This window comes from Neorhizobium sp. T6_25 (assembly GCF_002968555.1).
GTDB lineage: Bacteria > Pseudomonadota > Alphaproteobacteria > Rhizobiales > Rhizobiaceae > Neorhizobium.
Map to the genome: position 1 here is coordinate 65,074 of NZ_PVBL01000015.1, position 24,138 is coordinate 89,211.

The following is a 24,138-nucleotide window of genomic DNA, read 5'->3' on the forward strand; positions in this document are numbered from 1 at the left end:
AGGTGCCTGTCAGCAGGTCGCCTTGCCGCAGGCACGCACGTTGGCGACCTTCTGTTCGATGGTTTCGAGGCCGACGGCGCCGAAGACGGCTTCGTCGCCGACCACATAGGTCGGCGTGCCGGTGATGCCGATCGCGTTGGCGAGCCGGTAGGCGTCGCGCACTAGGTCGTCGTTCGGCTGGTCGGCCATGGACTTGCGGATCGCCGCCTCCTTGACGCCGAGGGCGCTTGCGACCGCAATGGCGGTGGCTTCCGAAGCGTGTGGCTTACCGCTAAGCAGTTCGCGATGGAATTCCGCATATTTTTCCGGCGCGACCAGGCGCACGGCGTTGGCCACCCGATGAGCGGCGACCGAGTCCGGTCCGAGGATCGGGAATTCCTTGAGGATGAAACGGACGTTCTTATCCTTGGAAAGGATGTCGTCCATGTCCGAAAGCGCCCGCTTGCAGTAGCCGCAATTGTAATCGAAGAATTCGACGACCGTGACGTCGCCCTTCGGATTGCCGAGGGTAATGTCGGTCGGCGAGGAGAAGATCGCCTGCTTGTTGTCCGCGATCGCCTTGGTCGACTGCTCGACGCGCTGGGTCTGCTGCTTGGCCTCCAGCGCGTTCTGGACTTCGACCAGCACTTCCGGGTTCTGCAGCAGGTATTCGCGGATGAACTGGCCCATTTCCTTCTTCTGCTGGTCGTCCAGGGCGAAAGCCGGGGCGGTCGCGGAAAGTGCCAGGGCCAGCATCGAGCCGGCGGCCAGTCTTTTGAAAACGGGCGTCTTGAACAGGCGGGTCATCCATATCCTCTTGGGTCGGCACACGAATCCGCGCACCATTGTTGCGGTTTGTGCCCAAAGTAAGCCAGTCGGGCTTTCCAAAAAACCTCAAAATCATGTCCAGGCGGTTTCCGCCAGTTCACAACTGCGTATGACGCCGGCCGGACCGAGGACCCGATGCCGGAATGGAGTCTGATTTCAACAGGCTAGCCACGTTTTCGGAATCGCTTCGGCAGGCGGTTGATCCAGTTTCTGAGGTCCAGGGCAGGGCCGAAATAAAAACGGCCGCGTCTTGCGCGGCCGTTTCGTCGGTTCTCGTTCGGCTCAGAAGAAGCCGCGGCGCTGCCACCAGCCGGCTTTCTTCGGCTTCGATGTATCGCCTTCGGTCTCGGGCGCTGCGACGGGATCGGAGCTCTTCACCACCGCCTCGACGGAGGAGGAGATGTTCGATGCGCGGTTGGCCCGTGCCGGCTTTGCTTCACCGCTATCGGCCTGCTCGGCCTCTGCGACGGGAGCTTCTTCGGCAGGCGTGGCTTCAATCGGAGCGGCTTCGGGAGCCTGCGGCTCCTGGCCGAGCGCGGCTTCGACCTGCTCGACGACGGTTTCCACCGGAGCCGGAACAACCGCAGCCGCTTCTTCCGCAGCCGGTGCGTCGGCCGCAGTCGCCGCCTTGCCACGACGGGAACGGCGGGGCTTGGCTTCCGGCTTGCCGCCAGGTGCTGCTTCCGCCTCGGCGGGAGCCGGGACAGCCTCGACGGCAGCCTCTTCGGAGGCTTCCGCTACGGCTGCTGCCGGCACTGCCGCTACGTCTTCGCTGGATGCGTCTTCGTCGGCCGCTTCGCCGTCCTCCGAAGCGCTCAGCTCCTGTCCGTCCTCACCGTTGCGATTGCGACGACCACCGCGCTTGCCGCGGCGGCGGCGCTTGCGGCGGTTTTCTTCCGAGTCCGAATCGGCGGCAACCGTTGCGTCGGATGCTTCGCCGGCTTCGGAAACGTCGTCCTCGCCTTCGTCGCCGTCCTCGTCGCCATCGGCCATGTCGTCGTTGCCGCCCTGGGCGGTCTGGGCGTCACCGCCCTTTTCTCCGCCACGGTTGCGACGCCGGCGGCGGCGCTTGCGCTTGCGGCCGTTCGGGTCGTCGCCCTGCGGCTGGGTCCGCTCGGCATTGGCAGCTGCCGGCTGCGCCGCCGCTGCGACGGTCTCTTCTTCTTCATCCTCGTCGGCCTCGATGACGATGTCGTCATCGTCCTCTTCGACGGGGACCGCGAACTGCATCAGGCTTTCGATCTTGACCGGGTTTTCGACCGGCTCGCCGCGATCGATCGCGAAGTGGCTGGAGCCGATGCTGACATCCGATTCGATGAGGATCGAGACGCCGAAGCGGTTCTCGTAGTCGATGATCGACGCGCGCTTGTGGTTGAGCAGGTAGAGCGCGATGTCAGGCGTGGTGCGCACGGTAATGTCGTGCGTGGTATTCTTGAGGAGGTGTTCCTCGACGCCGCGCAGAACGTGCAGGGCGACCGACGACTGCGAGCGCACATGGCCGGTGCCGCCGCAATGGGTGCAGATTTGCGTCGTTGATTCGAGAACCGAGGCGCGGATGCGCTGGCGCGACATTTCGAGTAGGCCGAAATGCGAGATGCGGCCGACCTGGATGCGGGCGCGGTCGTTCTTCAGGCAATCCTTCAGCTTCTTCTCGACGGCGCGGTTGTTGCGCTTCTCTTCCATGTCGATGAAGTCGATGACGATCAGGCCGGCAAGGTCGCGCAGACGAAGCTGGCGGGCGACTTCTTCCGCCGCTTCCAGGTTGGTCTGGAGCGCCGTTTCCTCGATCGAGTGTTCGCGGGTCGAACGGCCGGAGTTGACGTCGATGGCGACCAGCGCTTCCGTCTGGTTCATGATCAGGTAGCCGCCGGACTTCAGCGTCACCTGCGGCTGCAGCATGCGGTCGAGCTGCGCTTCGATGCCCGAGCGGGCGAAGATCGGATGCAGGTCGCGATAGGGCTGGACCACCTTGGCATGGCTCGGCATCAGCATCTTCATGAAGTCTTTCGCTTCACGATAGCCTTCTTCGCCGGAGACGATGATCTCGGAAATGTCCTTGTTATAAAGGTCGCGGATCGAACGCTTGATCAGCGAGCCTTCCTCGTAGACGAGGGTAGGGGCGGTCGAGCTCAGTGTCAGCGTGCGGACGTTTTCCCAAAGGCGCATCAGGTATTCGAAGTCGCGCTTGACTTCGACGCGGGTGCGGTTCGCACCGGCGGTGCGCAGGATCACGCCCATGCCCTGCGGCACGTCGAGTTCGCGGGCGATTTCCTTCAGGCGCTTGCGGTCCTGCGGCTGGGTGATCTTGCGGGAAATGCCGCCGCCGCGCGCCGTGTTGGGCATCAGCACCGAATAGCGGCCGGCGAGCGAAAGGTAGGTGGTAAGAGCAGCGCCCTTGTTGCCGCGCTCTTCCTTGGCGACCTGCACGAGCAGGATCTGGCGGCGCTTGATGACTTCCTGGATACGGTACTGCTTGCGCGGCTTGCGCACGACCCGGTCCGGAACTTCTTCCATGGCGTCTTCGGCGCCGACCGATTCGATGATTTCCTTCTCGCCGTGGTCGTCATCGTCGTCGTCATCGAAATCGTCGTTGTGGCCGCCGCGGCGGGCGTCGACGTCTTCCGAAATCGAATCGGTCTCGACCATCGCGGCCATTTCGCCGGGCGTCGAACCGTCGTCGTCATTGTTCTCGGAGGACGGAGCGCCTTCGCCCTCGGATGCGCCGGCTTCGAGAGCGGCTGCTTCTTCTGCCGGCTTCTTGCGGGCGCGGCTGCGGCGCGGCTTGGCCTTCGGCTTTTCCGCCTCTTCGGCGGCGACAGCCTCGACCGGGCTTGCCTCGGCTGCTTCCGCGCCGGCTTCGCTTGCGAGCTCGGCGGCGGGTGCCGGGGTGGAAATACCGACATCCGGCTGTTCCTGGTGGGCAAGATCGACCACCGGATCAGCGGCTTCCGCCTCGGCGATCTTGCGCTGATCCTCGGCTTCCTGCTGCATCAGCGCCTGACGGTCGGCAAGCGGGATCTGATAATAGTCGGGATGGATTTCGGCGAAGGCGAGGAAGCCGTGACGGTTCCCGCCGTAGTCGACGAAAGCGGCCTGCAGTGAGGGTTCGACCCTCGTCACCTTCGCCAGATAGATATTGCCGCGTATCTGTTTCTTATGCTGCGATTCGAAATCGAACTCCTCGATCCGGTTACCGCGAACGACGACTACGCGCGTCTCCTCTTCGTGAGACGCGTCGATAAGCATTTTGTCTGCCATTGAAATTCTGCTCCTCGGCGCCGCCGGGAGAATGCAGAAAAGCCTGCCACGAGGACAGGCCCGTCATGCAATGCGATCGTTGCGCCGGATAAAGATGTTCCCGTCAGGCGCGGTTGTGACGGCAACCGGAAAGATGACGGGGAGCGTTGCTCCCTCGGTCTCTCCAGGTTCTGAAAATTGTGCCGCGACATCAAAAACCAAACGAGAATGACGATACCATAGGCCCGCATGGGCCCGATGAATGTGCTCCGCATGAGCGGTGGGTGGCACGCCACCCGGTATTATTCCGGCCACCGCCGGTTGGATCGTGTATCAGGAAAAAGTGTAGCGACGGCGGATGACTGTCGGTCTTCGGCGCCAGGTCCTGAAGAGGCTGGCCAGCCTATCGGCAGACTATCCCGTCAACACTTTAACCCTCACGGGCGTTGTATGGTTTATCTGTCACAATAGCAAGGGAAAAGCCAAGTTTGCCATATTCTCGATGGAATTAGACCCCTTATGGATGGCAGGGAACGGGCGGTTGATTCGCATCTTTTGACATGCAAATGCCTTCTAGAACGGGCACTTTGATGCGGGTTGCCCGACAGGCGGCGGGGCTTTGAATGCGAGTGGCGTTTTGAGGGCGGATCTAAAGGCAAGCGCAGCGACGGCCTGCGGCGGAAGCCTGCAGCGTTTTTTTGCGCGAATCGCTTGCGCGGTTCTTCTTTTGGCAACCTTCGCCGCGACCCTTCCCCTGAGTTCCGCCCGCGCTACGCCGCAGCCGCCGCTTCTCGCCTTCAGCGCGCGGGTCGCCGGCGACGAGGCGCGCACCCGGATCGTCATCGAATTCGAGAAAAAGCCGGAATTCTCCGTCCATTACGTCGCCGCGCCAGAACGGGTGATCGTCGACCTGCCGGCGACCGCCTTCGGGTTCCCCGCCGAGGATCTGGCCGCGCGTGGTCTCTTCAAGGACATCCGCTACGGCGCGATGGGTGAGTCGAGCGCCCGCATCGTGCTGACCGCCAAGAGGCCGGTGAAACTGTCGATCGCCGAGGTTCAGTCGAACGACAACGGCAGCTACAGGCTGGTTCTGGATGCGGAAATGGCCTCCAAGGAGGTTTTTGCCGATCTGGTGAAGACCCAGAACTGGGCGACCCCGACGGCGGCAGCTCCGGACGCGCTGGCGATGGCCGAGAAGGACAATGTCTTTACGGTTGCGGTCGATGCCGGGCACGGCGGGATCGATGCCGGCGCGACGGGAGCGGGCACCAAGACGCCCGAAAAGACCATCACGCTTGCTTTCGCCAAGACGCTTGCCGAACGATTGAACAAGGTCGAGGGTATCAAGGCCGTCCTGACCCGCGACGACGACACGTTTCTTTCGCTCTCCGAGCGCGTGACGCTCGCCCGCCAGGGCCACGCCGATCTCTTCGTATCCCTGCATGCCGATACACTCGGCCAGAAGGACATTCGCGGCGCGACCGTCTATACCCTGTCTGACAAGGCCTCCGACCGCATGGCCGAAAACCTTGCCGCCCGCGAAAACCTGTCCGACGAGCTTGCGGGCTATACGCTCCAGAGCGGCCCGCCGGAGGTCGCCGATATCCTGCTCGACCTGACCCGGCGCGAGACCCAGGCGTTTTCGATCGCGCTCGCCACCAATGTCGTCCAGTCCTTCGAAGGGCAGATCGGGCTCATCAACAATCCCCACCGTTATGCGGGCTTTCAGGTTCTGCGCGCGCCGGACATTCCATCCGTGCTCCTCGAACTCGGCTTCCTGTCCAATGTCGAAGATGAAAAGCTGCTGCTGGATGAGTCGTGGCGGTCGAAGGTGATCGATCGCATGGTTGACGCCATCAAGCGCTATCGTGCCCGTGCGATGGCGAACGGCGGCTGATTTCCCGCACTCTGCGTGGCGCCGGTGCCACAGGCATCGGGCAATATCGCGCGGGGGAGGGCGGACGCCGGAAATCGCATCTAAGAGCCCTATTTTACTCACATTCAGGCGGTTATTCGATAATCTCTCAGATGCAACGGATGGCGGACGATCGATCCGCTTTCACCTTGCGCTGGTGCAATCACCGTGCAAAACGCCTCTAACCATGCGATGGTGTGTTTCACGCGCCGAATGAAAGCTGAACGGTAGCTCCGATATGGTAAGATTGATTGGTTATCTCTTTGGTTTGGCCTGCGTCCTGTTTCTGGTCGTGGCTGCCGGCGTGGGTATCTACCTCACCGGGATGACCAAGGACCTGCCGAACTACGAGGTGCTTGCCTCCTACGAGCCGCCGGTCGCTACCCGCGTGCATGCAGGCAACGGTGCTCTGATGGCGGAATATGCCCGCGAGCGGCGCCTCTTCCTGCCCATTCAGGCGGTGCCGGACCGGGTCAAGGCGGCCTTCCTGTCCGCTGAAGACAAGAATTTCTACAGCCATCCCGGCATCGACATCACGGGTCTTGGGCGCGCCGTCCTCTCGAACCTCCAGAACCTGGGTTCCGGCCGTCGCCCCGAAGGTGCCTCGACGATCACCCAGCAGGTGGCGAAGAACTTCCTCCTCTCTGCCGACCAGACGATCGATCGCAAGGTCAAGGAAGCGATCCTCTCCTTCCGCATCGAGCAGACCTATTCGAAGGACAAGATCCTCGAACTTTATCTGAACGAGATTTTCTTCGGCCAGAACTCCTACGGCATCGCCGGCGCGGCACTCACCTATTTCGACAAGTCGGTGACCGAGCTGACGACGGCCGAGGCAGCCTATCTCGCTGCCCTTCCGAAAGGTCCGGCCAACTACCATCCCTTCCGCCGCGAAAAGGCAGCGCTCGAGCGCCGCAACTGGGTCGTCGACCGCATGGCCGAGAACGGCTACATTACCCAGGCCGATGCCGAGGAGGCCAAAAAGCAGCCACTCGGCGTCAAGCAGCGCCGGACCGGCGCCCATGTTTTCGCATCGGATTATTTCTCGGAAGAAGTGCGACGCCAGATCATCGAGCGTTACGGCGACAAGTCGCTCTATGAAGGGGGGCTTTCGGTCCGCACCTCGCTCGATCCCGACCTTCAGGTCATCGCCCGCGCCGCCCTGCAGAACGGTCTGGTGGAATACGACGAGCGCCGCGGTTTCCACGGGCCGGTCGCTCAAATCGCCACGAGCGGTGACTGGGGGCCGGAACTTGCCAAGCAGAAGTCGCTTTCGGACGTGCCGGAATGGAAGCTCGCCGTCGTCACCGAGGTCTCGGCAAAGTCCGCCACGATCGGCCTGCAACCCTCGGCGGATGCGGCCGGCAAGGTCGACGCGGCTCGCGAGATGGGCACGATCAACGGCGACGACATGAAATGGGCCTATCGGGACTCGACCAATACCCGCAAGCCGGCAAAATCTCCGGACGGCGTGCTGAAGCCGGGCGACGTCGTTTACGTCGAGCCGATCAATCCGCAGGCCAAGACCTACAGGCTGCGCCAGCCGCCGAAGGTCCAGGGCGGTTTGGTCGCCATGGACCCGAACACGGGCCGCGTTCTCGCGATGGCCGGCGGCTTCTCCTATTCGCAATCGGAATTCAACCGCGCCACCCAGGCAATGCGCCAGCCGGGTTCGTCGTTCAAGCCCTTCGTCTATTCGGCAGCGCTCGACAACGGCTATACGCCGGCCTCGGTCATCCTGGACGCGCCGATCGAGATCGTCTCCGGTGGTCAGGTCTGGCGGCCTGAAAACTACGGCGGCGATTCAGGCGGCCCATCGACGCTGCGCATCGGCATCGAAAAGTCCCGCAACCAGATGACCGTGCGCCTGGCGCAGGACATGGGCATGGAACTGGTTGCCGAATATGCCGAACGTTTCGGCATCTACGACAAGATGCTGCCGGTGCTGGCCATGTCGCTCGGCTCTGGCGAAACGACGGTTATGCGCATGGTTTCGGCCTATGCGGTCATCGCCAACGGCGGCAAGCAGATCAAGCCGACCGTCATCGACCGCATCCAGGACCGTTACGGCAAGACCATCTTCCGTCACGAGGAGCGTGCCTGCGACGGCTGCAACTTCAATGACTGGGCCAACCAGGAAGAACCGAGCATCGTCGACAACCGCGAGCAGGTTCTCGACCCGATGACCGCCTACCAGATCACCTCGATGATGCAGGGCGTGGTCCAGCGCGGTACGGCAGCCGGCAAGATCCCGGTCAAGGATCGTGACGTCGCCGGCAAGACCGGCACCACCAATGACGAAAAGGACGCCTGGTTCGTCGGCTTCACCCCGAACCTTGTCGCCGGTCTGTATGTCGGCTTCGACACGCCGGCACCGCTCGGCCGTGCCGGCACCGGCAGCGGCCTTGCCGCACCTATTTTCGGCGAGTTCCTGGCCCAGGCCGCCAAGCTGACGCCTGCCGAAAAGTTCCACGTGCCGGACGGCATGCAGCTCGTCGCCGTCAACCGCAAGACCGGCATGGCGGCCATGGAAGGCCAGCCCGACACGATCGTCGAGGCCTTCAAGCCCGGCACCGGCCCGGCCGACGTCTTCCAGGTCATCGGCGATGGCGAATACATGACCCAGGACCAGATCTTCACCAACTCGCCCCAGGCGCAGCAGGCTGTCACCTCCGGCATGCCGGGTCTGTTCTGATCGCTATCCGAAGCGGCAGCCTCGTCGGCAGGCCCGGGCTTTACATCCGGGCTCGCTGCAACTATGTCCACGGCACCTAAAACCCCAACACAAAGAGCGAAGAACAAGCGCCATGCGTGCGGAAATCATCAATGTAGTCGACGAAATCAAGCAGGCCATAAGCCTGCTGAGGAGGCATCTTTGACTGGGATCAGGCGGTAAGACGACTGGACTGGTTGAACAACAAGTCAGAGGATCCGAACCTCTGGAACGATGCTGCGGAAGCGCAGAAGCTGATGCGCGAGCGCCAGCAGCTCGACGACGGCATCAATGGCGTCAAGGCCATGGAGCAACAGCTCAACGACAATATCGAACTCATCGAACTCGGTGAGGAAGAGGGCGACGAAGCGATCGTCAAGGAAGCCGAAGAGGCGCTGAAGGCGCTGATGGCGGAATCCGGCCGGCGCCAGGTCGAGGCCATGCTGTCGGGCGAAGCGGATGGCAACGACACCTATGTCGAAGTCCATTCCGGCGCCGGCGGCACGGAAAGCCAGGACTGGGCGAACATGCTTCTGCGCATGTACACCCGCTGGGCCGAGCGTCAGCGTTTCAAGGTCGAGCTTCTGGAAGTGCATGACGGCGAAGAAGCCGGTATCAAGTCGGCGACCATCCTCGTCAAGGGCCACAATGCCTATGGCTGGCTGAAGACCGAATCGGGCGTCCACCGCCTGGTCCGCATTTCGCCCTATGACAGCAACGCCCGCCGCCACACGTCGTTCTCCTCCATCTGGGTCTATCCGGTCATCGACGACTCGATCAACATCGAGATCAACGAAAGCGACTGCCGCATCGACACCTACCGTTCGTCGGGCGCCGGCGGCCAGCACGTCAACACGACCGACTCGGCGGTGCGCATCACGCACATGCCGTCGGGCATCGTGGTGCAGTGCCAGCAGGAACGCTCGCAGCACAAGAACAAGGCCAAGGCCTGGGACATGCTGCGTGCGCGGCTTTACGAAGCGGAGTTGAAGAAGCGCGAGGACGCGGCGAACGCCGAGGCGGCTTCGAAGTCCGATATCGGCTGGGGTCATCAGATCCGCTCCTACGTTCTGCAGCCCTACCAGATGGTCAAGGACCTGCGCACAGGCGTGACCAGCACGGCGCCGGACGACGTGCTGGACGGAGATATCAATCCATTCATGGAAGCTGCCCTGGCGCATCGCATCAGCGGCAAGCCGGATGTGGATGTCGCTGACGTCGATTGACGATCCGTGGAAGAATCACAAACGAAAGCGGCCGGACTTGGCAAAGTCCGGCCGCTTTTTCTGTTGTGTGGATGGGCTGGTTATTCCGCGGCGGCCGCCATGGCGCCTTGGCGGCTGCGCAGCACGACAAGCGACAGCAGGAAGACGACCACCGAGCACAGCGCGATGACCGTAACCATCGGCAGCGAAGTTCCATCGACGAACATGCCGCCGAGGCCGATCACGACCGCCGAGGTCACGAACTGGAACGTGCCCATCATCGCCGACGCCGTGCCGGCGATCCGGCCGTGATGTTCGAGCGCCAGCACCGCCGCCGTCGGAATGATCATGCCGAGGAAGCCGTAGCCGCCGAACAGGAAGGCGGCCATGACGTCGAGACGGTCGATGCCGAGCGAGGTGACGAGCGCCAGAAGGACCATCATCGTGGAATACCCGAACACCGCGCCGCGGATCACTTTCCGCAGCCCGATCTTGCGGGAGAGCCAGCCGTTCAGCTGCGACATGCCGATAAAGGCAACCGCATTACACGAGAAGACGATGCTGTAGAAGGTCGGCGACAGACCGTAATGCTCGATCAGCACGAAGGACGAATTCGCCACGTAGATCATGTAGCTCGACATGCCGAAGGAGGCGATCAGCACCAGCCCGAGATAATAGGGATCCCGGAGCAGCGTGCCGTAGGACCTGAGCGCGCCGGCGAGACTGCTTTCGCTGCGTGCAGCCGGCAGGCGGGTTTCCTCGAGGAAGAACACCGCAACGACGGCCCCGACGGCGCCCGCGCCGACCATGACCCAGAAGATCAGCCGCCAGTCGCCGAACACGGTGACGATGCTGCCGGCAAGCGGAGCGAGGATAGGCGAGACGCTGAACACCAGCATCAACCGCGACATCAGCTGGGCGGCGGCGGGACCGGTATGCAGGTCGCGGACGATGGCGCGGGAGATGACGACGCCGGCGCAGGCGCCCATGCCCTGCAGGAACCGGAAGGCGATCAGCCACTCTATCGACGGCGACAGGGCGCAGCCAACCGCCCCGATGGCATAAAGTGCGAGACCGACATAGAGCGGCTTCTTGCGGCCGAACATGTCGGAGACCGGGCCGTAGACGATCTGCGAAACTGCCATGGCGACGAAGAAGGAGATCAGGCTCGCCTGCACCTCATGGCTGTCGGCATTGAGGTTTACGCTGATGGTCGGCAATGCCGGGAGATACATGTCGAGGGCGAAAAGCCCGATAGCGGAGAGCAGCCCGAGCGAAAGGGCATGCGAAGGAGCTCTGCTTTGCATTTGGAAAAAACCTTTCCCGTCACCACATCTGCCGTGGTAACGGCAGGGCGAAGACGATTATGGGAGATGAATATGAGAGCCGGCCGCGTTTGGGAGGATGGACCTAAGCAGTCATGTAAAATATTCTGGACACAATTGTCCAATTCGTCAAGCCCCGCTATAGTGATGTCATGAAAAATTCGTCTGCCGAACTTCCGCGCGATTACGACACCTGGCCGCCGGCGCAGAACAAGCGCCAGGCGATCCTCAACGCTGCAGCCGATGTTTTTGCCCAGGAAGGCTTTGGCGGAGCCAGCATCGATGCGATCGCGGCAAGGGCAGGGGTGTCGCGCCAGACGATCTACAATCAGCTGGGCGACAAGGATAATCTTTTCAAGGTCGTGGTCGCCGAAATCACCGACCGCTCCAGCGCCGGTTTCTTTCGCGTGCTCGATACGTTCCCCGTGGCGCCGCAGGATATCGAGTCGGAACTGACGCAGTTTTCGGCCCAGCTCCTGCGCAAGGCGATCTGCGACCCGAACGGCCGCTGGCTGCGCAAGGTGGTCGAAACCGAAGGCGCCCGCTTCCCCGAGCTTTTCGAAACCTGGAAGGAATACGGGCCCGGCAAGAAATATCCGGCGATTGCGGCCCGCCTGGCGCAACTCGCCCATGGCGGTCATCTCGAGATCGACGATCCGGCGCTTGCCGCCCGCCAGTATATGGCGCTTCTGGCGGCCGACCTTCGCTACGACCAGCAGATGGGCCGCCAGACGCCCGAATCGGAGATCGACCAGATGGCGGCGAACGCCACCCGCACTTTTCTGCGCGCCTTTAGCCCGAAGCGCTGAGCCTCACGCGAGGACAACAGGTTTCATCTGCGTGAGTTGACGCTGAGTCAGTTGTTGAACTGCTCGGCGAGAATCCGGTCGGACCAGGAATGGTTGGGATCGGAGAGGATGCGGGCAGTGATCTCGGTCGATTGCGCCACCCGCACCTTCAGCACCGACTTCACCTCGGTATTGTCGGCAACCGCGTTGACCGGCCGCTTCTCCGGTTCGAGGATGTGGATATCGACGCAGACGTGGTTCGGCAGCAGCGCGCCGCGCCAGCGCCGCGGGCGAAATGCCGAGACCGGTGTCATGGCAAGCAACGGCGCCTCCAGCGGCAGGATCGGCCCATGCGCCGAGAGATTGTAGGCGGTCGAACCGGCGGGCGTGGCGATCATCAGTCCGTCGCAGATCAATTCCTCCAGCCGCACATGGCCGTCGATCTCCACCCTGAGCTTGGCCGCCTGATAGGATTGGCGGAAAAGATAGACCTCGTTGATGGCAAGGGCCACCGACGTCGAGCCATCCTCGTTCACCGTCGTCATCTTGAGCGGATGAAATTCGTTCTCGATTGATTCGGCCACCCGCTCATGGAGTTTCTGGGCGCGATAATCGTTCATCAGGAAGCCGACCGAACCGCAGTTCATGCCATAAACGCTTTTGCCCGTATTGATCGTGTCGTGCAGCGTCTGCAGCATGAAGCCGTCGCCGCCAAGCGCGACGATAACGTCGGCTTCCGCGGTGGGCACGTTGCCGTAGAGCCTCACGAGTTCCTCCAGCGCGGATTGTGCTTCCGGGGCCGTCGAGGCGATGATGGAGAGCTTGTTCGTCTGGGACGACATGAACGGGCCTTTAAGGGTGCCGCCGCCCGAGGGGCCGCGCAAGGGACGCTGAAACCATTTGAGCTAACACGAGCCTGTGACAGGACCATGCCGGCCGGACGGCATTAAGTACAGGAAAAACAGGCTTTTGGACAAGCGCCTTGCGCCATTGCCGGTAAGCGAAACAACGCAGCTCGAATGCACGCTATCTCATGTTGCGGCGATTTTCTCTTTACAGGAGAGGAAAATCTGGTAACTCCCCACTCGAAAGTGCCCTTGTAGCTCAGTTGGTAGAGCACCTGATTTGTAATCAGGGGGTCCCGGGTTCGAACCCTGGCGGGGGCACCACTTTTTTCCTGGCATTTGGCATCAATTTCTCCTCATCGAGGTCTCCGTAGCGTCTGCGGCGGACCTGGCCGATGCCTGCGGCAGCGCCGGCTTTTGCCCCGCCATCGTCCGCAAGCCTGAGATGTCTGCGCAGAACCTTCGAAACCTTATGCGGTCGGCGGGGTTAGACGGCCGTAGGGCATATTTGGAACGTCCCACGAGAGGAAACCCAATGTTTGTAAAGATACTCACCGTTGGCGCACTGTCGCTAGGCCTCGCCACTGCCGCGGTCGCCCAGTCGGGCTCGGGAACCGGATCAGGATCCGGCGGCGCTTCTGGCTCAGGTTCCGCTGGAACCGGCGGATCCGTGACGGGTTCGGGTGCAAGCGGCTCCGGCTCCGGCGCCCTTAACGGCAATACCACCGCTCCGCTGAATGGCGCCGGGTCAGGCGCGCTGGATTCCAATACGACCGGCAGCACCGATTCCGGCGGTTCCAAATGCCCGACCGGCAATCTGTCGCAGGGTACCGGCTCCGCCACGACCAACAATCTGCCGCAGGGTTCCGGCTCCGCAACGCCCAATGCGGACGGAACTCTGGCGCCAGGGCAGGCACAAAACTGCTGATCGGGAATCATGTGCGGCGAGCGGAAGGCCTGCCTTCGCTTGCCGCATGCCGCTTCAGTTTCTGAAAACCGTGCAGGGCACCGCGTGTGCCCTGATCTTCGTGCACAAGTCGGTCGCCTCGGCTCTGGTGGCGCGGCCGATCCGTGCCGCATAGCGCGGGCGATAGCCGAAATTGCCCCGTTTCTGCCGCACGACGAGCGCCCGTTCCGCGTTGAGCGGCGCCGGCAGCCGGCCAATCGTGTTGGCAAACAGCTGGCTGGCGATATTCGGATTGTAATGTGCGGAAAGCTGCACGCCCCATGGCGCCCAATCCGCCGAGGCGATCAGGACGGTCTCGTTGAGCCGCCTCGTATTGGCGAGCTGTATGCATCCGTCGATGAAGTTTTTTTGCGGAGCGAGGGCCTGAGCCGCCGTCTTTGGCGGATTGTCCCTCCATGTCTCCGCCGAGTGACCGGTTATCGCAAACACGTAGTCGCGCGTCTCGATCGGCAGTCGGCCGATCTTCAGGAATGTTTCGAGCCCTGCTTCGCCGGCATTATAGGCCGCGGCGGCAAGGCCGAGATTTCCGAAACGGTTGCTCAGGTCCCTCAGATAGAGCGAGGAGGCGGCAAGGGCTTCTATGACATCGAAGCTGTTTTGCAGGCCGCGGATCTTCGCGGTCCCCGGCATGAACTGGGCGATACCTTCCGCTCCTTTCGGGCTCACCGCGTTCGGCCGAAACAGACTTTCCCGCCAGATCAGGCGCGCGAAGAATTCCGGCGGCAGCCCGTTCGTTACCGCCAGCTGCTCCATGACATGGCAGAGATCCTCGTTGTAGGCGTCGGGACGGATGCACAATCGGCCGATCTCACCCGATGCCGCACGCTCGTAGCGGCATTCGGGGGCGGCCGTCTCTTCCGCAGCACGGATGCTCCCGCCAAAGGGAGCGACGGCCAAACATAAGCCCAAACCTGTTTGCATGAGACGGCGAAACATCATCGACATGCAATATGCCCAATCAGGTCCCGGCTTGAAAGCCCTCGGCGGTCGGAACAGGCGGCCGAGTGCCTTGGCACGACGGGTCCGGCAACGGTCACAAGGCCGGGAAATCTGCGCTTGCCTCATCTGCTGGCGGCCCCTCGACGAGGAGCCCAAAACTCCAGGCCCGCCGTCTTGGCGGCTATTCTAGCGCAGTTTTCCGACACCGGAATAGGCAAAGCCGTGCGCTTCGACTTCCCGCGCTCGATAGACATTGCGCAGGTCGACGAGGATGGGGCTCTTCATGACGGACTTCAGGCGCTCGAGATCGAGTGCGCGAAATTCGTTCCACTCGGTCACCAGAACCGCCACATCCGCACCCTCCGCTGCCTGGTAGGGGCCACTGGCGAATTCGATATCCATCATCTGCCTGGCGTTTGCCATGCCTTCCGGATCGTAGCCGGACACGATCGCGCCCGCATCCTGCAGCGTCTGGACGACGGCGATCGCGGGGCTGTCGCGCATGTCGTCGGTGTTCGGCTTGAAGGTCAACCCGAAGACGGCGACCTTCTTGCCGCGCACGTCGCCGCCGGCAGCCGCGATCACCTTGCGGCCCATGGCGCGCTTGCGGGTATCGTTGACGGCGATGGTGGTCTCGATGAGGCGGACAGGGCTCTCATAGTCCTGGGCGGTCTTTGCGAGCGCCAGCGTGTCCTTCGGGAAGCAGGAGCCGCCATAGCCGGGGCCGGCATGCAGGAATTTCGAGCCGATGCGCCCGTCGAGGCCGATGCCGCGCGAAACGTCCTGAACGTCGGCGCCGACGCGCTCGCAGAGGTCGGCCATCTCGTTGATGAAGGTGATCTTCATCGCCAGGAAGGCGTTCGCGGCGTATTTGATCAGTTCGGAGGTGCGGCGGCTGGTGAAGAGGAGCGGCGACTGGTTGAGATAGAGCGGACGGTAGACTTCCGTCATCACGCCGCGGGCGCGCTCGTCGGAAAGGCCGACGACGATCCGGTCCGGACGCTTGAAGTCCTCGATCGCAGCACCTTCGCGCAAAAATTCCGGGTTGGAGACGACGGCGAAATCCGCATCCGGGTTGGTTTCGCGGATGATCCGCTCCACCTCGTCGCCGGTGCCGACCGGAACGGTCGACTTGGTGACGATGACGGTGAAGCCGGTCAGCGCTTCGGCGATTTCGCGTGCTGCAGCATGGACATAACCGAGATCGGCATGGCCGTCGCCGCGGCGCGACGGCGTGCCGACCGCGATGAAGACGACATCGGCATCGGCCACTGCGGGGCCAAGCTCGGTGGTGAAGGAAAGGCGACGGGACTTAACATTGGATTCGACCAGCGCCTCGAGGCCCGGCTCGAAGATCGGGATGACGCCTTGCTTCAGCGCCTCGATCTTTTCGGCGGCCTTGTCGACGCAGATCACGTCATGTCCGAAATCCGCAAAGCAGGCTCCCGACACGAGGCCGACATAACCCGATCCAACCATCACAATACGCATCAATAATCCTCATCCTTATCCGGCAATCTCACGCGCAGCGGTTTCCTAAGCGCATCCGAAAGGGAATGCAACGCGTCGGCTTGGCTGCCTGTCACGGGCCTGGGTCGGGCGTTACCCCGGCAGGCCGCCCTGACTGGCCAATGTTACCGGGTGATGACAATAGGACGACGGCTAGGAGTTTCCAGGCCGCGACCCCCAGGCGATGAAATCGGGATTGGCGAAATCCAGCATGTCCGTGCGGCCGGTCTTGCCATAAGTAAGCCGCGCCCCGTCGAGCGTGACCGTGCTGCCGCCGGCGGCACGGAGCACGGCGTCACCAGCGGCCGTGTCCCATTCCATGGTCCGGCCAAAGCGGGGATAGAGGTCGGCGGCACCCTCCGCCAGCAGGCAGAATTTCAACGAGGAACCAATGCTGCGGATATCGGCGGCGCCTGATTTTTCGAGGAAGGCCTCGGTCTCGGCGGAATTGTGAGAGCGGCTCGCGACGCAGATCGGCCGGCTCCCAACCGGCCTTGAGACGATCGGCTCCCGGCTCGTCACCGCGAAATCGTCATCGACGACGAGTTTTTCCGCTCGTCCGCCGCCGCCAAGATAGGCGACCTTGAGGGCGGGGGCATACACGGCCCCGAGGATCGGCACGCCACCCTCGATCAGCGCGATGTTGACCGTGAAATCCTCGCGGTTGTTTATGAATTCCTTGGTGCCGTCCAGGGGATCGACAAGGATGAAGGAGCCCCCTTCGATCGACGGGATGCGTCCCATCGCCACCGATTCTTCCGCGATGACCGGAATCTCCGGAAAGGCCTGGGCGAGTTCGGCGAGGATGATCTCTTCAGCCCGCTCGTCCGCCTCCGTGACCGGGGACCGATCGGCCTTGTAGCTGGTGCTCGGCCCAGCCCTGTAGATGTCCAGGATGGCCTTGCCCGCGACCAGCGCGGCTTTTTCGAATGTGGCGAGCATGAATTCCATGGAGGCTGGTCACGTCGGTTGCGTAAGACTTCCCATGACACGTTTGCCCCGCGCTTGGGAGTCTTAAACGGCGCAGGTCAACCCACCTTGGCGAGATGCTGCTGTGTCGCGTAGAGCGCGATCGCGGCGGCGTTCGAGACGTTGAGCGACTTGATGGCGCCCGGCATGTCGAGGCGGGCAAGGGCGTTGACCGTCTCGCGGGTCTTCTGCCGCAGGCCCTTGCCTTCCGAACCGAGCACCAGAGCGATCCGACCGCCGGCAAACGTGCCTTCGAGCGGGGCGGGGCCTTCCGAATCGAGCCCGATCGTCTGGAAGCCGAGCCGGTGCAGTTCCTCGATCGCATCGGCGAGATTGGTGATCTGTATATAAGGTATGAGTTCAAGCGCGCCGGAGGCGGATTTGGCCAGCACGCCGGATTCGGTCGGGCTATGTCTCTGGGTGGTGATCACCGCGCCGGCACCGAACGCAACGGCCGAGCGCATGATCGCGCCGACATTGTGCGGGTCGGTCACCTGGTCGAGAACCAGCAGAAGCGGACTTGCCTTCAGCGCTTCCAGCCGGCGCATGGGGAGGGGCCGAGTTTCCAGCATCACGCCCTGGTGGATGGCCTCGGGGCCGAGCACCTTGTCAATATCCTGGGGCGAGACGAATTCGACCGGAAAGGACAAGGGCTCCGGTTCACCGATCTCGAGCCGCGCGAAGGCGTTCTGGGTCACCGACAGCTTGATAAGCTTGCGCTCGGGGTTGTCGAGAGCGGCCCGCACCGTGTGCAGGCCATAAAGGAAGACCTGTTCCGCCTGAAGCTGCGGCGGCTTCCAGTCCTTGTTGGACTTCGGCCGCTTCAAGGGCGGCGTCGGAATTTCTCCGCGCTCGCGCTTGGAGTCGCGCACCGCGCGCCGAAGCGTCGCATAATGGGTGTCGCGGGTGGATTTGTCTTGTTTGTCGTCCTTGCTCATCAGGCCTTATAGCCATCCTCGCTCTCCGGGCAAAGCCCTCGACGGGGAGGCGGATCGAAAGAGCGACTGATTTATTTTCGTCATTTTTGCTTCTTCCTCGTGTTGACAGACGAGAACGAGGCGGTCATATACGCGGCGCAGATCAAGGGGCGGCAAGCTTCAAGGTCTGACGAACTTGGTCTCACGATCCGGACGAAAAACTGGAGAGATGCCCGAGTGGTTAAAGGGGACGGACTGTAAATCCGTTGGCTCAGCCTACGTTGGTTCAAATCCAACTCTCTCCACCATTCGTCTCTGATCGGACACCACACCGCGGGTATAGCTCAATGGTAGAGCAGCAGCCTTCCAAGCTGAATACGCGGGTTCGATTCCCGCTACCCGCTCCATAATCTCAACGATTTACAATAACGGTGTGCCAGTTGGTGCAACGCTTTCCTGTGTCCCTGTCGAAGCGGGCCCGGCGATCGCGCGGCTTGCGCAATGCTGTGGGATCCAGAAGCTTCCATCCACGGGAATGAGGTGCGGGTCTCGCATTGATTTGGGCCGCGCATCCAGTGCGACGTCCCCGCCGGTAGGTACGGCAGCTGACAAACGATCCCGGAACAAACTTCTGTGTTATACTGGCGTCATCAAGGCGGACCTGGAGCCCCGCGGCCTTACCCCGGCCGCGGGGCTTTTTGCGCTTACGGCGCTCGTCAATTCGCTGAAGCCCGCAGTCGGAGCCGGTCCGGATCTTGAACTGAGCGCGTGCTGAACCCGGCCGTCCCCGGGCATTTTCAAGCCGATTTCGCCTGCTCCCCTTGTCCGGGCGCGCGTCGTAATTATGTCTTGCGCATTCTAGTGGAAAGCCTTAAACGGCGACACCAAACCCGGTCGCCGGGTCCACCCTTATGTTCACAGGAAGCATTCAATGGCAAAGAGCAAGTTTGAGCGCAACAAGCCGCACGTCAACATTGGCACGATCGGTCACGTTGACCACGGCAAGACGTCGCTGACGGCCGCGATCACGAAGTACTTCGGCGAGTACAAGGCCTATGACCAGATCGACGCGGCTCCTGAAGAAAAGGCTCGCGGCATCACCATTTCGACGGCACACGTCGAATATGAGACGCCGGCCCGCCATTATGCCCACGTCGACTGCCCCGGCCACGCCGACTACGTCAAGAACATGATCACCGGTGCGGCGCAGATGGACGGCGCGATCCTGGTTTGCTCGGCAGCCGACGGCCCGATGCCGCAGACCCGCGAGCACATCCTGCTCGCCCGTCAGGTCGGCGTTCCGGCGATCGTCGTGTTCCTGAACAAGGTCGACCAGGTTGACGACGCCGAACTTCTCGAGCTCGTCGAGCTGGAAGTGCGCGAACTTCTGACCTCTTACGATTTCCCGGGCGACGACATCCCGATCATCAAGGGTTCGGCGCTTGCTGCTCTCGAAGATAGCGACAAGAAGATCGGCGAAGATTCGATCCGCGAGCTGATGGCCGCTGTCGACGCCTACATCCCGACGCCTGAGCGCCCGATCAACCTGCCGTTCCTGCTGCCGATCGAAGACGTGTTCTCGATCTCGGGTCGTGGTACGGTCGTGACCGGCCGCGTCGAGCGTGGCATCGTCAAGGTCGGCGAAGAAGTCGAGATCGTCGGCATCCGCGCCACCACCAAGACGACGGTGACCGGCGTTGAAATGTTCCGCAAGCTGCTCGACCAGGGTCAGGCCGGCGACAACATCGGCGCGCTGATCCGTGGCGTCCAGCGTGACGGCGTCGAGCGTGGCCAGATCCTGTGCAAGCCGGGTTCGGTCAAGCCGCACACGGTGTTCATGGCAGAAGCCTACATCCTGACGAAGGAAGAAGGCGGTCGTCATACGCCGTTCTTCACCAACTACCGTCCGCAGTTCTACTTCCGCACGACGGACGTGACCGGCATCGTCGAGCTTCCGGAAGGCACGGAAATGGTCATGCCGGGCGACAACGTGACTGTTAAGGTGACGCTGATCAACCCGATCGCGATGGAAGAAAAGCTGCGCTTCGCGATCCGCGAAGGCGGCCGCACCGTCGGCGCCGGTATCGTCGCCTCCATCGTCGAGTAATCGATAGCGACATTGGAATAGATAAGGCCCTGCCGGCAACGGCGGGGCCTTTTGCTTTCAAGCCCTGACCTTGAGTCAATCTGGTGGCTCACCCTAAGTCAGTTTTTGAAAAAGCTCGCTCTCGTAACGAAAACGACTTTTGCCGCGGGGCATGCACATCGCAGATCGCCGAGCCTCACGCGATGCCAGGTGCGCTGCAGCCAGACGCTTGTCAGGGCCGACTGTGGCATTGGCGGATGCCGGCAGGGGAGGCGGGCAAATATCCACCTCAGCCTAAAAGTCTCCGCGCGGTGACTCATTGCGGAAGAAGCGTAAATGCGCGTCCGCGATTGATTCTACTGGTGTAAGCGCGGGGCCACCGGGTTGCTTCCCGTTGCGAGTCGCCTCCCGACCAGACCTCCTGGGGGAGCCTGTGTCGATCAATCGGAAGCCATTGCGGATCGGGCTGCCGGGCAAGGAAATCAGCGCAGGTGGTGCCGGGACGGCGCTTTCGGGGGTTCGCTTTGTCGAGGCGCCTGACCGGTCCGGCGGAAAGCTCGGGTAGAACGGTCCGGATATCAAAAATGCTCTTGCAAAGCGCAGCGCATCCCCTTAAAGGGAGCGCCTAGCCAGTTGGCGGCGAGGCCGAGTTTCCGGTTTTATGTTCCGTCAAGGTTGAAGGGGTGTAGCTCAGTTGGTAGAGCGGCGGTCTCCAAAACCGCAGGTCGTCGGTTCAAGCCCGGCCGCCCCTGCCACTTTCAGATGATTGGCGCGAGATTATCCGCAGCGGAATTGTCGGGAAATGGCCGCCGTGCAAAACGGCGAAATTTCATCGAACACTGTTTTCCCTCTTGTGTAAAGGGGAAGGGGTGTTTATGTAGGTCAAAACAGACACGCGGTGCGTGGGGCTGAGCAAGTTCAGCTTTACGCGCCGTAATTGCGTGGGCAATCAATGGCATCCAAGACCAATCCAGTTACGTTTCTGCGCCAGGTTCGATCCGAAGCGCTGAAAATCCATTGGCCGTCGCGTCGCGAGACCATGATCTCCACGGCCATGGTTCTGGTTATGGTTGTGTTCGCTGCGCTGTTTTTCTTCGCTGCAGACCAGCTCATGGGATGGTTACTCCGTCTCGTACTGAACGTCAGCGTTTGATTTCTGGAGAATAAAGATGGCGGCGCGTTGGTACATCGTCCACGCATATTCTAATTTTGAGAAGAAGGTGGCTGAGGACATCGAGAACAAGGCTCGCCAGAAGGGGCTTGAGCATCTGTTCGAGAAGATCCTCGTGCCGACCGAGAAGGTGGTCGAAGTGCGTCGCGGCCGCAAGGTCGATTCCGAGCGCAAGTTCTTTCCGGGTTACGTCATGGTCCGGGCCAACCTGACCGACGAAGCCTACCACCTGATCAAGAACACGCCGAAGGTTACCGGCTTTCTCGGTTCCGACAACAAGCCGGTTCCGATTCCGGACTTCGAGGCCGAGCGCATCCTTGGCCAGGTCCAGGAAGGTGTCGAGCGGCCGAAGTCGTCGATCACTTTCGAGATCGGCGAGCAGGTTCGCGTATCGGACGGTCCGTTCGCGTCCTTCAACGGCACTGTTCAGGATGTCGACGAGGAGCGTTCGCGCCTCAAGGTCGAGGTTTCGATCTTCGGCCGTGCGACCCCGGTCGAGCTGGAATACGCTCAGGTCGAAAAGGTCTGATCAGTTTCGAATTGAGGCCTGCCGTTTATTCGGTGGGTCTCGCGCGGCGTTTGCCGCAAGCGCGTGGGAGGAATGGTGCCTTAGCCGGGCATTCTGACCGAACCACGCAACCGCAGCCGCCGGCGAAAGCCGGCATGTCGGACCGGGAAACCGGTCTCTAATGAGCCGGGTAACCGGTCTCTCGAAAGGCAGAGAGTTATGGCTAAGAAAGTTATGGGCCACCTCAAGCTGCAGGTAAAGGCAGGGTCGGCCAATCCGTCCCCGCCGATCGGTCCTGCACTTGGTCAGCGCGGCATCAACATCATGGAATTCTGCAAGGCATTCAACGCCGCCACGCAGGAAATGGAAAAGGGCATGCCGATCCCGGTCGTCATCACCTATTTCCAGGACAAGTCCTTCACCTTCGCGATGAAGCAGCCTCCGGTCAGCTACTGGCTGAAGAAGGAAGCGAAGATCACCTCGGGTTCCAAGACCCCGGGCAAGGGCGCCAAGGCTGGCACCCTGACCAAGGCTCAGATCCAGACCATCGCCCAGGCGAAGATGAAGGATCTGAACGCGGCTGATCTCGAAGGCGCAATGGCCATGATCGAGGGCTCTGCCCGCGCCATGGGCCTGGAAGTGGTGGCTTAACATGGCAAAGCTTGCAAAGCGTATTCAGAAGATCCGCGAAGGCGTGGATCCGACCAAGCTCGTAGCGCTCACGGACGCCATCTCGATGGTCAAGGAACGTGCGATCGCCAAGTTCGACGAAACCGTTGAAATCGCGATGAACCTCGGCGTCGATCCGCGTCATGCGGACCAGATGGTCCGCGGCGTGGTCAACCTGCCGAACGGCACCGGCCGTGACGTTCGCGTTGCTGTTTTCGCACGTGGCGTCAAGGCTGACGAAGCCAAGGCAGCCGGTGCGGATATCGTCGGCGCTGAAGAACTCGTCGAAATCGTCCAGGGCGGCAAGATCGATTTCGATCGCTGCATCGCCACTCCGGACATGATGCCGCTCGTCGGTCGTCTCGGTAAGGTTCTCGGCCCGCGTGGCATGATGCCGAACCCGAAGGTCGGAACCGTCACCATGGACGTCGCGGGTGCCGTCAAGGCTTCCAAGGGCGGCGCTGTCGAGTTCCGCGTCGAAAAGGCCGGCATCATCCACGCCGGTATCGGCAAGGCCTCCTTCGAAGCCAAGGCTCTCGAAGAGAACATCAAGGCCTTCGCTGACGCAGTCATCAAGGCCAAGCCGGCCGGCGCCAAGGGTAACTACCTCAAGCGGGTAGCGATCTCCTCGACCATGGGTCCGGGCGTCAAGATCGATCCGTCGACGGTGACGATCTAAAAGTTTCGTCCGGAGCCTTCGGGTTCCGGACTGCATGAATTCCCGGTCCTTCGGGGCCGGGAATTTCCCAGGGAAACCTGGGAATTCCTGTCCGAGATTGCGGGTGGTTTCGACCTTAATCACTTGATGCCTGCATGAGACGGGTAAGACCCGAGATTTTTGAGGTGCCATGCGCCTCGTAAATTCGGTTCGAGCCTAGTGTGCCTTGTGCCTGGAGCCCCTGTGGCGACAGTGCGAGGGGACAGGATCCTCAAGCGTCGCTTGGGGTCCTAATCAAGGGATCCCTTGAGGCAAAGGCAACCCGATGGGGCCTGCAGGATTGCGGTCCCGTCAACTGGAGACAGACAGTGGAAAGAGCGGAAAAGCGCGAATTTGTCACGGAGCTGAACGAAGTCTTCAAGGCTTCTGGTTCGGTTGTCGTGGCCCACTATGCTGGTGTCACAGTTGCGCAGATGAACGATTTTCGTTCGAAGATGCGCGCTGCTGGCGGCACCGTCAAAGTCGCGAAGAACCGTCTGGCCAAGATCGCTCTTCAGGGTACGGAGTCGGAAGGGATGTCGAATCTCTTCAAGGGTCAGACGCTGATCGCATTCAGCGAAGACCCGGTAACGGCTCCGAAGGTCGTCATGGATTTTGCCAAGACCAATGACAAGATCATTGTTCTGGGCGGTTCCATGGGTGCAACCACGCTCACTGCGGATGCGGTCAAGTCGCTTGCGACCCTGCCTTCGCTGGACGAGCTTCGCGCCAAGCTGCTGGGCCTCTTGAATGCCCCGGCTACCCGCGTCGCTACGGTTGTTGCAGCACCGGCAAGCCAGCTTGCCCGCGTGTTCGCGGCCTACGCCAAGAAGGACGAGGAAGCCGCTTAAGGCGGTTTTTCGCTGTTCAT

The 24,138-nt window shown here is 61.8% G+C and carries 19 protein-coding genes and 4 tRNA genes; 15 read left to right on the top strand and 8 right to left on the bottom strand.

The features are described 5' to 3' along the window. Positions 1-9: 9 nt before the first annotated feature. Positions 10-786 carry a DsbA family protein gene (locus C5L10_RS19825; protein WP_105431095.1) on the bottom strand — a complete coding sequence of 259 codons (777 nt, stop codon included), beginning with the start codon at positions 784-786 and terminating at the stop codon, positions 10-12. A gap of 303 nt (positions 787-1,089) precedes the next feature. Next, a complete protein-coding gene (locus C5L10_RS19830; RefSeq protein ID WP_105431096.1) occupies positions 1,090-4,065 on the bottom strand; it encodes a ribonuclease E/G in 2,976 nt (991 codons plus the stop codon). Positions 4,066-4,729: 664 nt separating this feature from the next. Here C5L10_RS19830 and C5L10_RS19840 point away from each other — a divergent pair. The 3 genes from C5L10_RS19840 (at position 4,730) to prfB (ending at position 9,898) form a co-directional block, all read left to right on the top strand. Further along, positions 4,730-5,941: an N-acetylmuramoyl-L-alanine amidase gene (locus C5L10_RS19840; protein ID WP_205837073.1), complete on the top strand. Its 1,212-nt coding sequence runs from the start codon at positions 4,730-4,732 to the stop codon at positions 5,939-5,941. Between the two features lie 256 nt (positions 5,942-6,197). Continuing rightward, complete coding sequence (locus C5L10_RS19845; protein ID WP_105431098.1) at positions 6,198-8,654, top strand: penicillin-binding protein 1A; 2,457 nt, start codon at positions 6,198-6,200, stop codon at positions 8,652-8,654. A 112-nt stretch (positions 8,655-8,766) separates the two neighbouring features. Next, positions 8,767-9,898, top strand: a protein-coding gene (prfB, locus tag C5L10_RS19850) for a peptide chain release factor 2 (RefSeq protein ID WP_105431099.1) whose coding sequence is annotated in 2 segments (ribosomal slippage) — positions 8,767-8,835 and positions 8,837-9,898 — 1,131 coding nt in all. Because the reading frame shifts where the segments join, the coding sequence is not laid out codon by codon here. An 80-nt stretch (positions 9,899-9,978) separates the two neighbouring features. Here the strand turns inward: prfB and C5L10_RS19855 are convergent. Then, positions 9,979-11,184 (bottom strand): multidrug effflux MFS transporter, encoded by a 1,206-nt coding sequence (locus C5L10_RS19855; RefSeq protein ID WP_105431100.1) that lies wholly within the window; start codon positions 11,182-11,184, stop codon positions 9,979-9,981. A gap of 170 nt (positions 11,185-11,354) precedes the next feature. Here C5L10_RS19855 and C5L10_RS19860 point away from each other — a divergent pair, with 170 nt between their 5' ends. Continuing rightward, positions 11,355-12,011 (top strand): TetR/AcrR family transcriptional regulator, encoded by a 657-nt coding sequence (locus tag C5L10_RS19860; protein ID WP_105431101.1) that lies wholly within the window; start codon positions 11,355-11,357, stop codon positions 12,009-12,011. Between the two features lie 47 nt (positions 12,012-12,058). Here C5L10_RS19860 and C5L10_RS19865 read toward each other — a convergent pair whose 3' ends face one another. Then, positions 12,059-12,832, bottom strand: a complete 774-nt coding sequence (locus tag C5L10_RS19865; RefSeq protein WP_046636633.1) for an NAD kinase — start codon at positions 12,830-12,832, stop codon at positions 12,059-12,061. Between the two features lie 251 nt (positions 12,833-13,083). Between C5L10_RS19865 and C5L10_RS19870 the strand changes: the two genes are divergently transcribed. Beyond that, positions 13,084-13,159, top strand: a tRNA-Thr gene (locus tag C5L10_RS19870). 211 nt (positions 13,160-13,370) lie between these two features. Beyond that, positions 13,371-13,763, top strand: a complete 393-nt coding sequence (locus tag C5L10_RS33735; protein WP_172717085.1) for an oxidoreductase — start codon at positions 13,371-13,373, stop codon at positions 13,761-13,763. Positions 13,764-13,817: 54 nt separating this feature from the next. Here the strand turns inward: C5L10_RS33735 and C5L10_RS19880 are convergent, their stop codons facing one another. The 4 genes from C5L10_RS19880 to rlmB form a co-directional block, all read right to left on the bottom strand. Further along, positions 13,818-14,723 (bottom strand): transglycosylase SLT domain-containing protein, encoded by a 906-nt coding sequence (locus C5L10_RS19880; RefSeq protein ID WP_245448060.1) that lies wholly within the window; start codon positions 14,721-14,723, stop codon positions 13,818-13,820. Between the two features lie 204 nt (positions 14,724-14,927). After that, positions 14,928-16,232, bottom strand: a complete 1,305-nt coding sequence (locus C5L10_RS19885; RefSeq protein ID WP_105431103.1) for a UDP-glucose/GDP-mannose dehydrogenase family protein — start codon at positions 16,230-16,232, stop codon at positions 14,928-14,930. Positions 16,233-16,403: 171 nt separating this feature from the next. Further along, entirely contained in the window at positions 16,404-17,192 is a 789-nt protein-coding gene (cysQ, locus tag C5L10_RS19890; protein WP_105431133.1) for a 3'(2'),5'-bisphosphate nucleotidase CysQ, read from the bottom strand. An 86-nt stretch (positions 17,193-17,278) separates the two neighbouring features. Next, complete coding sequence (gene rlmB, locus C5L10_RS19895; RefSeq protein WP_105431104.1) at positions 17,279-18,157, bottom strand: 23S rRNA (guanosine(2251)-2'-O)-methyltransferase RlmB; 879 nt, start codon at positions 18,155-18,157, stop codon at positions 17,279-17,281. A 202-nt stretch (positions 18,158-18,359) separates the two neighbouring features. On the opposite strand from rlmB, the gene C5L10_RS19900 reads away from it, so the two are divergent. From C5L10_RS19900 to rplJ, 9 genes are all read left to right on the top strand, one after another. After that, positions 18,360-18,444: transfer RNA gene (locus C5L10_RS19900), tRNA-Tyr, on the top strand. Positions 18,445-18,469: 25 nt separating this feature from the next. Then, a tRNA-Gly gene (locus C5L10_RS19905) sits at positions 18,470-18,543 on the top strand. Between the two features lie 524 nt (positions 18,544-19,067). Further along, a complete protein-coding gene (tuf, locus tag C5L10_RS19910) occupies positions 19,068-20,243 on the top strand; it encodes an elongation factor Tu (protein ID WP_105401079.1) in 1,176 nt (391 codons plus the stop codon). A gap of 658 nt (positions 20,244-20,901) precedes the next feature. Further along, positions 20,902-20,977: transfer RNA gene (locus C5L10_RS19915), tRNA-Trp, on the top strand. A gap of 197 nt (positions 20,978-21,174) precedes the next feature. Continuing rightward, positions 21,175-21,375: a preprotein translocase subunit SecE gene (gene secE, locus C5L10_RS19920; protein ID WP_046669638.1), complete on the top strand. Its 201-nt coding sequence runs from the start codon at positions 21,175-21,177 to the stop codon at positions 21,373-21,375. A gap of 16 nt (positions 21,376-21,391) precedes the next feature. Then, a complete protein-coding gene (gene nusG / locus C5L10_RS19925; protein ID WP_007770615.1) occupies positions 21,392-21,922 on the top strand; it encodes a transcription termination/antitermination protein NusG in 531 nt (176 codons plus the stop codon). 198 nt (positions 21,923-22,120) lie between these two features. Then, on the top strand, positions 22,121-22,552 hold the full coding sequence (rplK, locus tag C5L10_RS19930; protein ID WP_037088457.1) for a 50S ribosomal protein L11: 432 nt from the start codon (positions 22,121-22,123) through the stop codon (positions 22,550-22,552). A gap of 1 nt (position 22,553) precedes the next feature. Then, positions 22,554-23,249 (top strand): 50S ribosomal protein L1, encoded by a 696-nt coding sequence (gene rplA, locus C5L10_RS19935; RefSeq protein WP_046669639.1) that lies wholly within the window; start codon positions 22,554-22,556, stop codon positions 23,247-23,249. A gap of 311 nt (positions 23,250-23,560) precedes the next feature. Continuing rightward, positions 23,561-24,118, top strand: coding sequence for a 50S ribosomal protein L10 (gene rplJ / locus C5L10_RS19940; RefSeq protein ID WP_284706807.1), 558 nt, complete (start codon positions 23,561-23,563; stop codon positions 24,116-24,118). Positions 24,119-24,138: the final 20 nt, after the last annotated feature.

Bases quoted from the DNA above. Each gene is read 5' to 3' on its own strand.
- cysQ (WP_105431133.1), bottom strand. From the start codon at position 17,192: ATGCTCGCCACATTCGAAAAAGCCGCGCTGGTCGCGGGCAAGGCCATC.
- C5L10_RS19825 (WP_105431095.1), bottom strand. From the start codon at position 786: ATGACCCGCCTGTTCAAGACGCCCGTTTTCAAAAGACTGGCCGCCGGC.
- C5L10_RS19885 (WP_105431103.1), bottom strand. From the start codon at position 16,232: ATGCGTATTGTGATGGTTGGATCGGGTTATGTCGGCCTCGTGTCGGGA.
- C5L10_RS19865 (WP_046636633.1), bottom strand. From the start codon at position 12,832: ATGTCGTCCCAGACGAACAAGCTCTCCATCATCGCCTCGACGGCCCCG.
- C5L10_RS19855 (WP_105431100.1), bottom strand. From the start codon at position 11,184: ATGCAAAGCAGAGCTCCTTCGCATGCCCTTTCGCTCGGGCTGCTCTCC.
- C5L10_RS19830 (WP_105431096.1), bottom strand. From the start codon at position 4,065: ATGGCAGACAAAATGCTTATCGACGCGTCTCACGAAGAGGAGACGCGC.
- rplK (WP_037088457.1), top strand. From the start codon at position 22,121: ATGGCTAAGAAAGTTATGGGCCACCTCAAGCTGCAGGTAAAGGCAGGG.
- tuf (WP_105401079.1), top strand. From the start codon at position 19,068: ATGGCAAAGAGCAAGTTTGAGCGCAACAAGCCGCACGTCAACATTGGC.
- rlmB (WP_105431104.1), bottom strand. From the start codon at position 18,157: ATGAGCAAGGACGACAAACAAGACAAATCCACCCGCGACACCCATTAT.
- C5L10_RS19880 (WP_245448060.1), bottom strand. From the start codon at position 14,723: ATGCAAACAGGTTTGGGCTTATGTTTGGCCGTCGCTCCCTTTGGCGGG.
- C5L10_RS19860 (WP_105431101.1), top strand. From the start codon at position 11,355: ATGAAAAATTCGTCTGCCGAACTTCCGCGCGATTACGACACCTGGCCG.
- secE (WP_046669638.1), top strand. From the start codon at position 21,175: ATGGCATCCAAGACCAATCCAGTTACGTTTCTGCGCCAGGTTCGATCC.
- rplA (WP_046669639.1), top strand. From the start codon at position 22,554: ATGGCAAAGCTTGCAAAGCGTATTCAGAAGATCCGCGAAGGCGTGGAT.
- C5L10_RS33735 (WP_172717085.1), top strand. From the start codon at position 13,371: ATGTTTGTAAAGATACTCACCGTTGGCGCACTGTCGCTAGGCCTCGCC.
- nusG (WP_007770615.1), top strand. From the start codon at position 21,392: ATGGCGGCGCGTTGGTACATCGTCCACGCATATTCTAATTTTGAGAAG.
- C5L10_RS19845 (WP_105431098.1), top strand. From the start codon at position 6,198: ATGGTAAGATTGATTGGTTATCTCTTTGGTTTGGCCTGCGTCCTGTTT.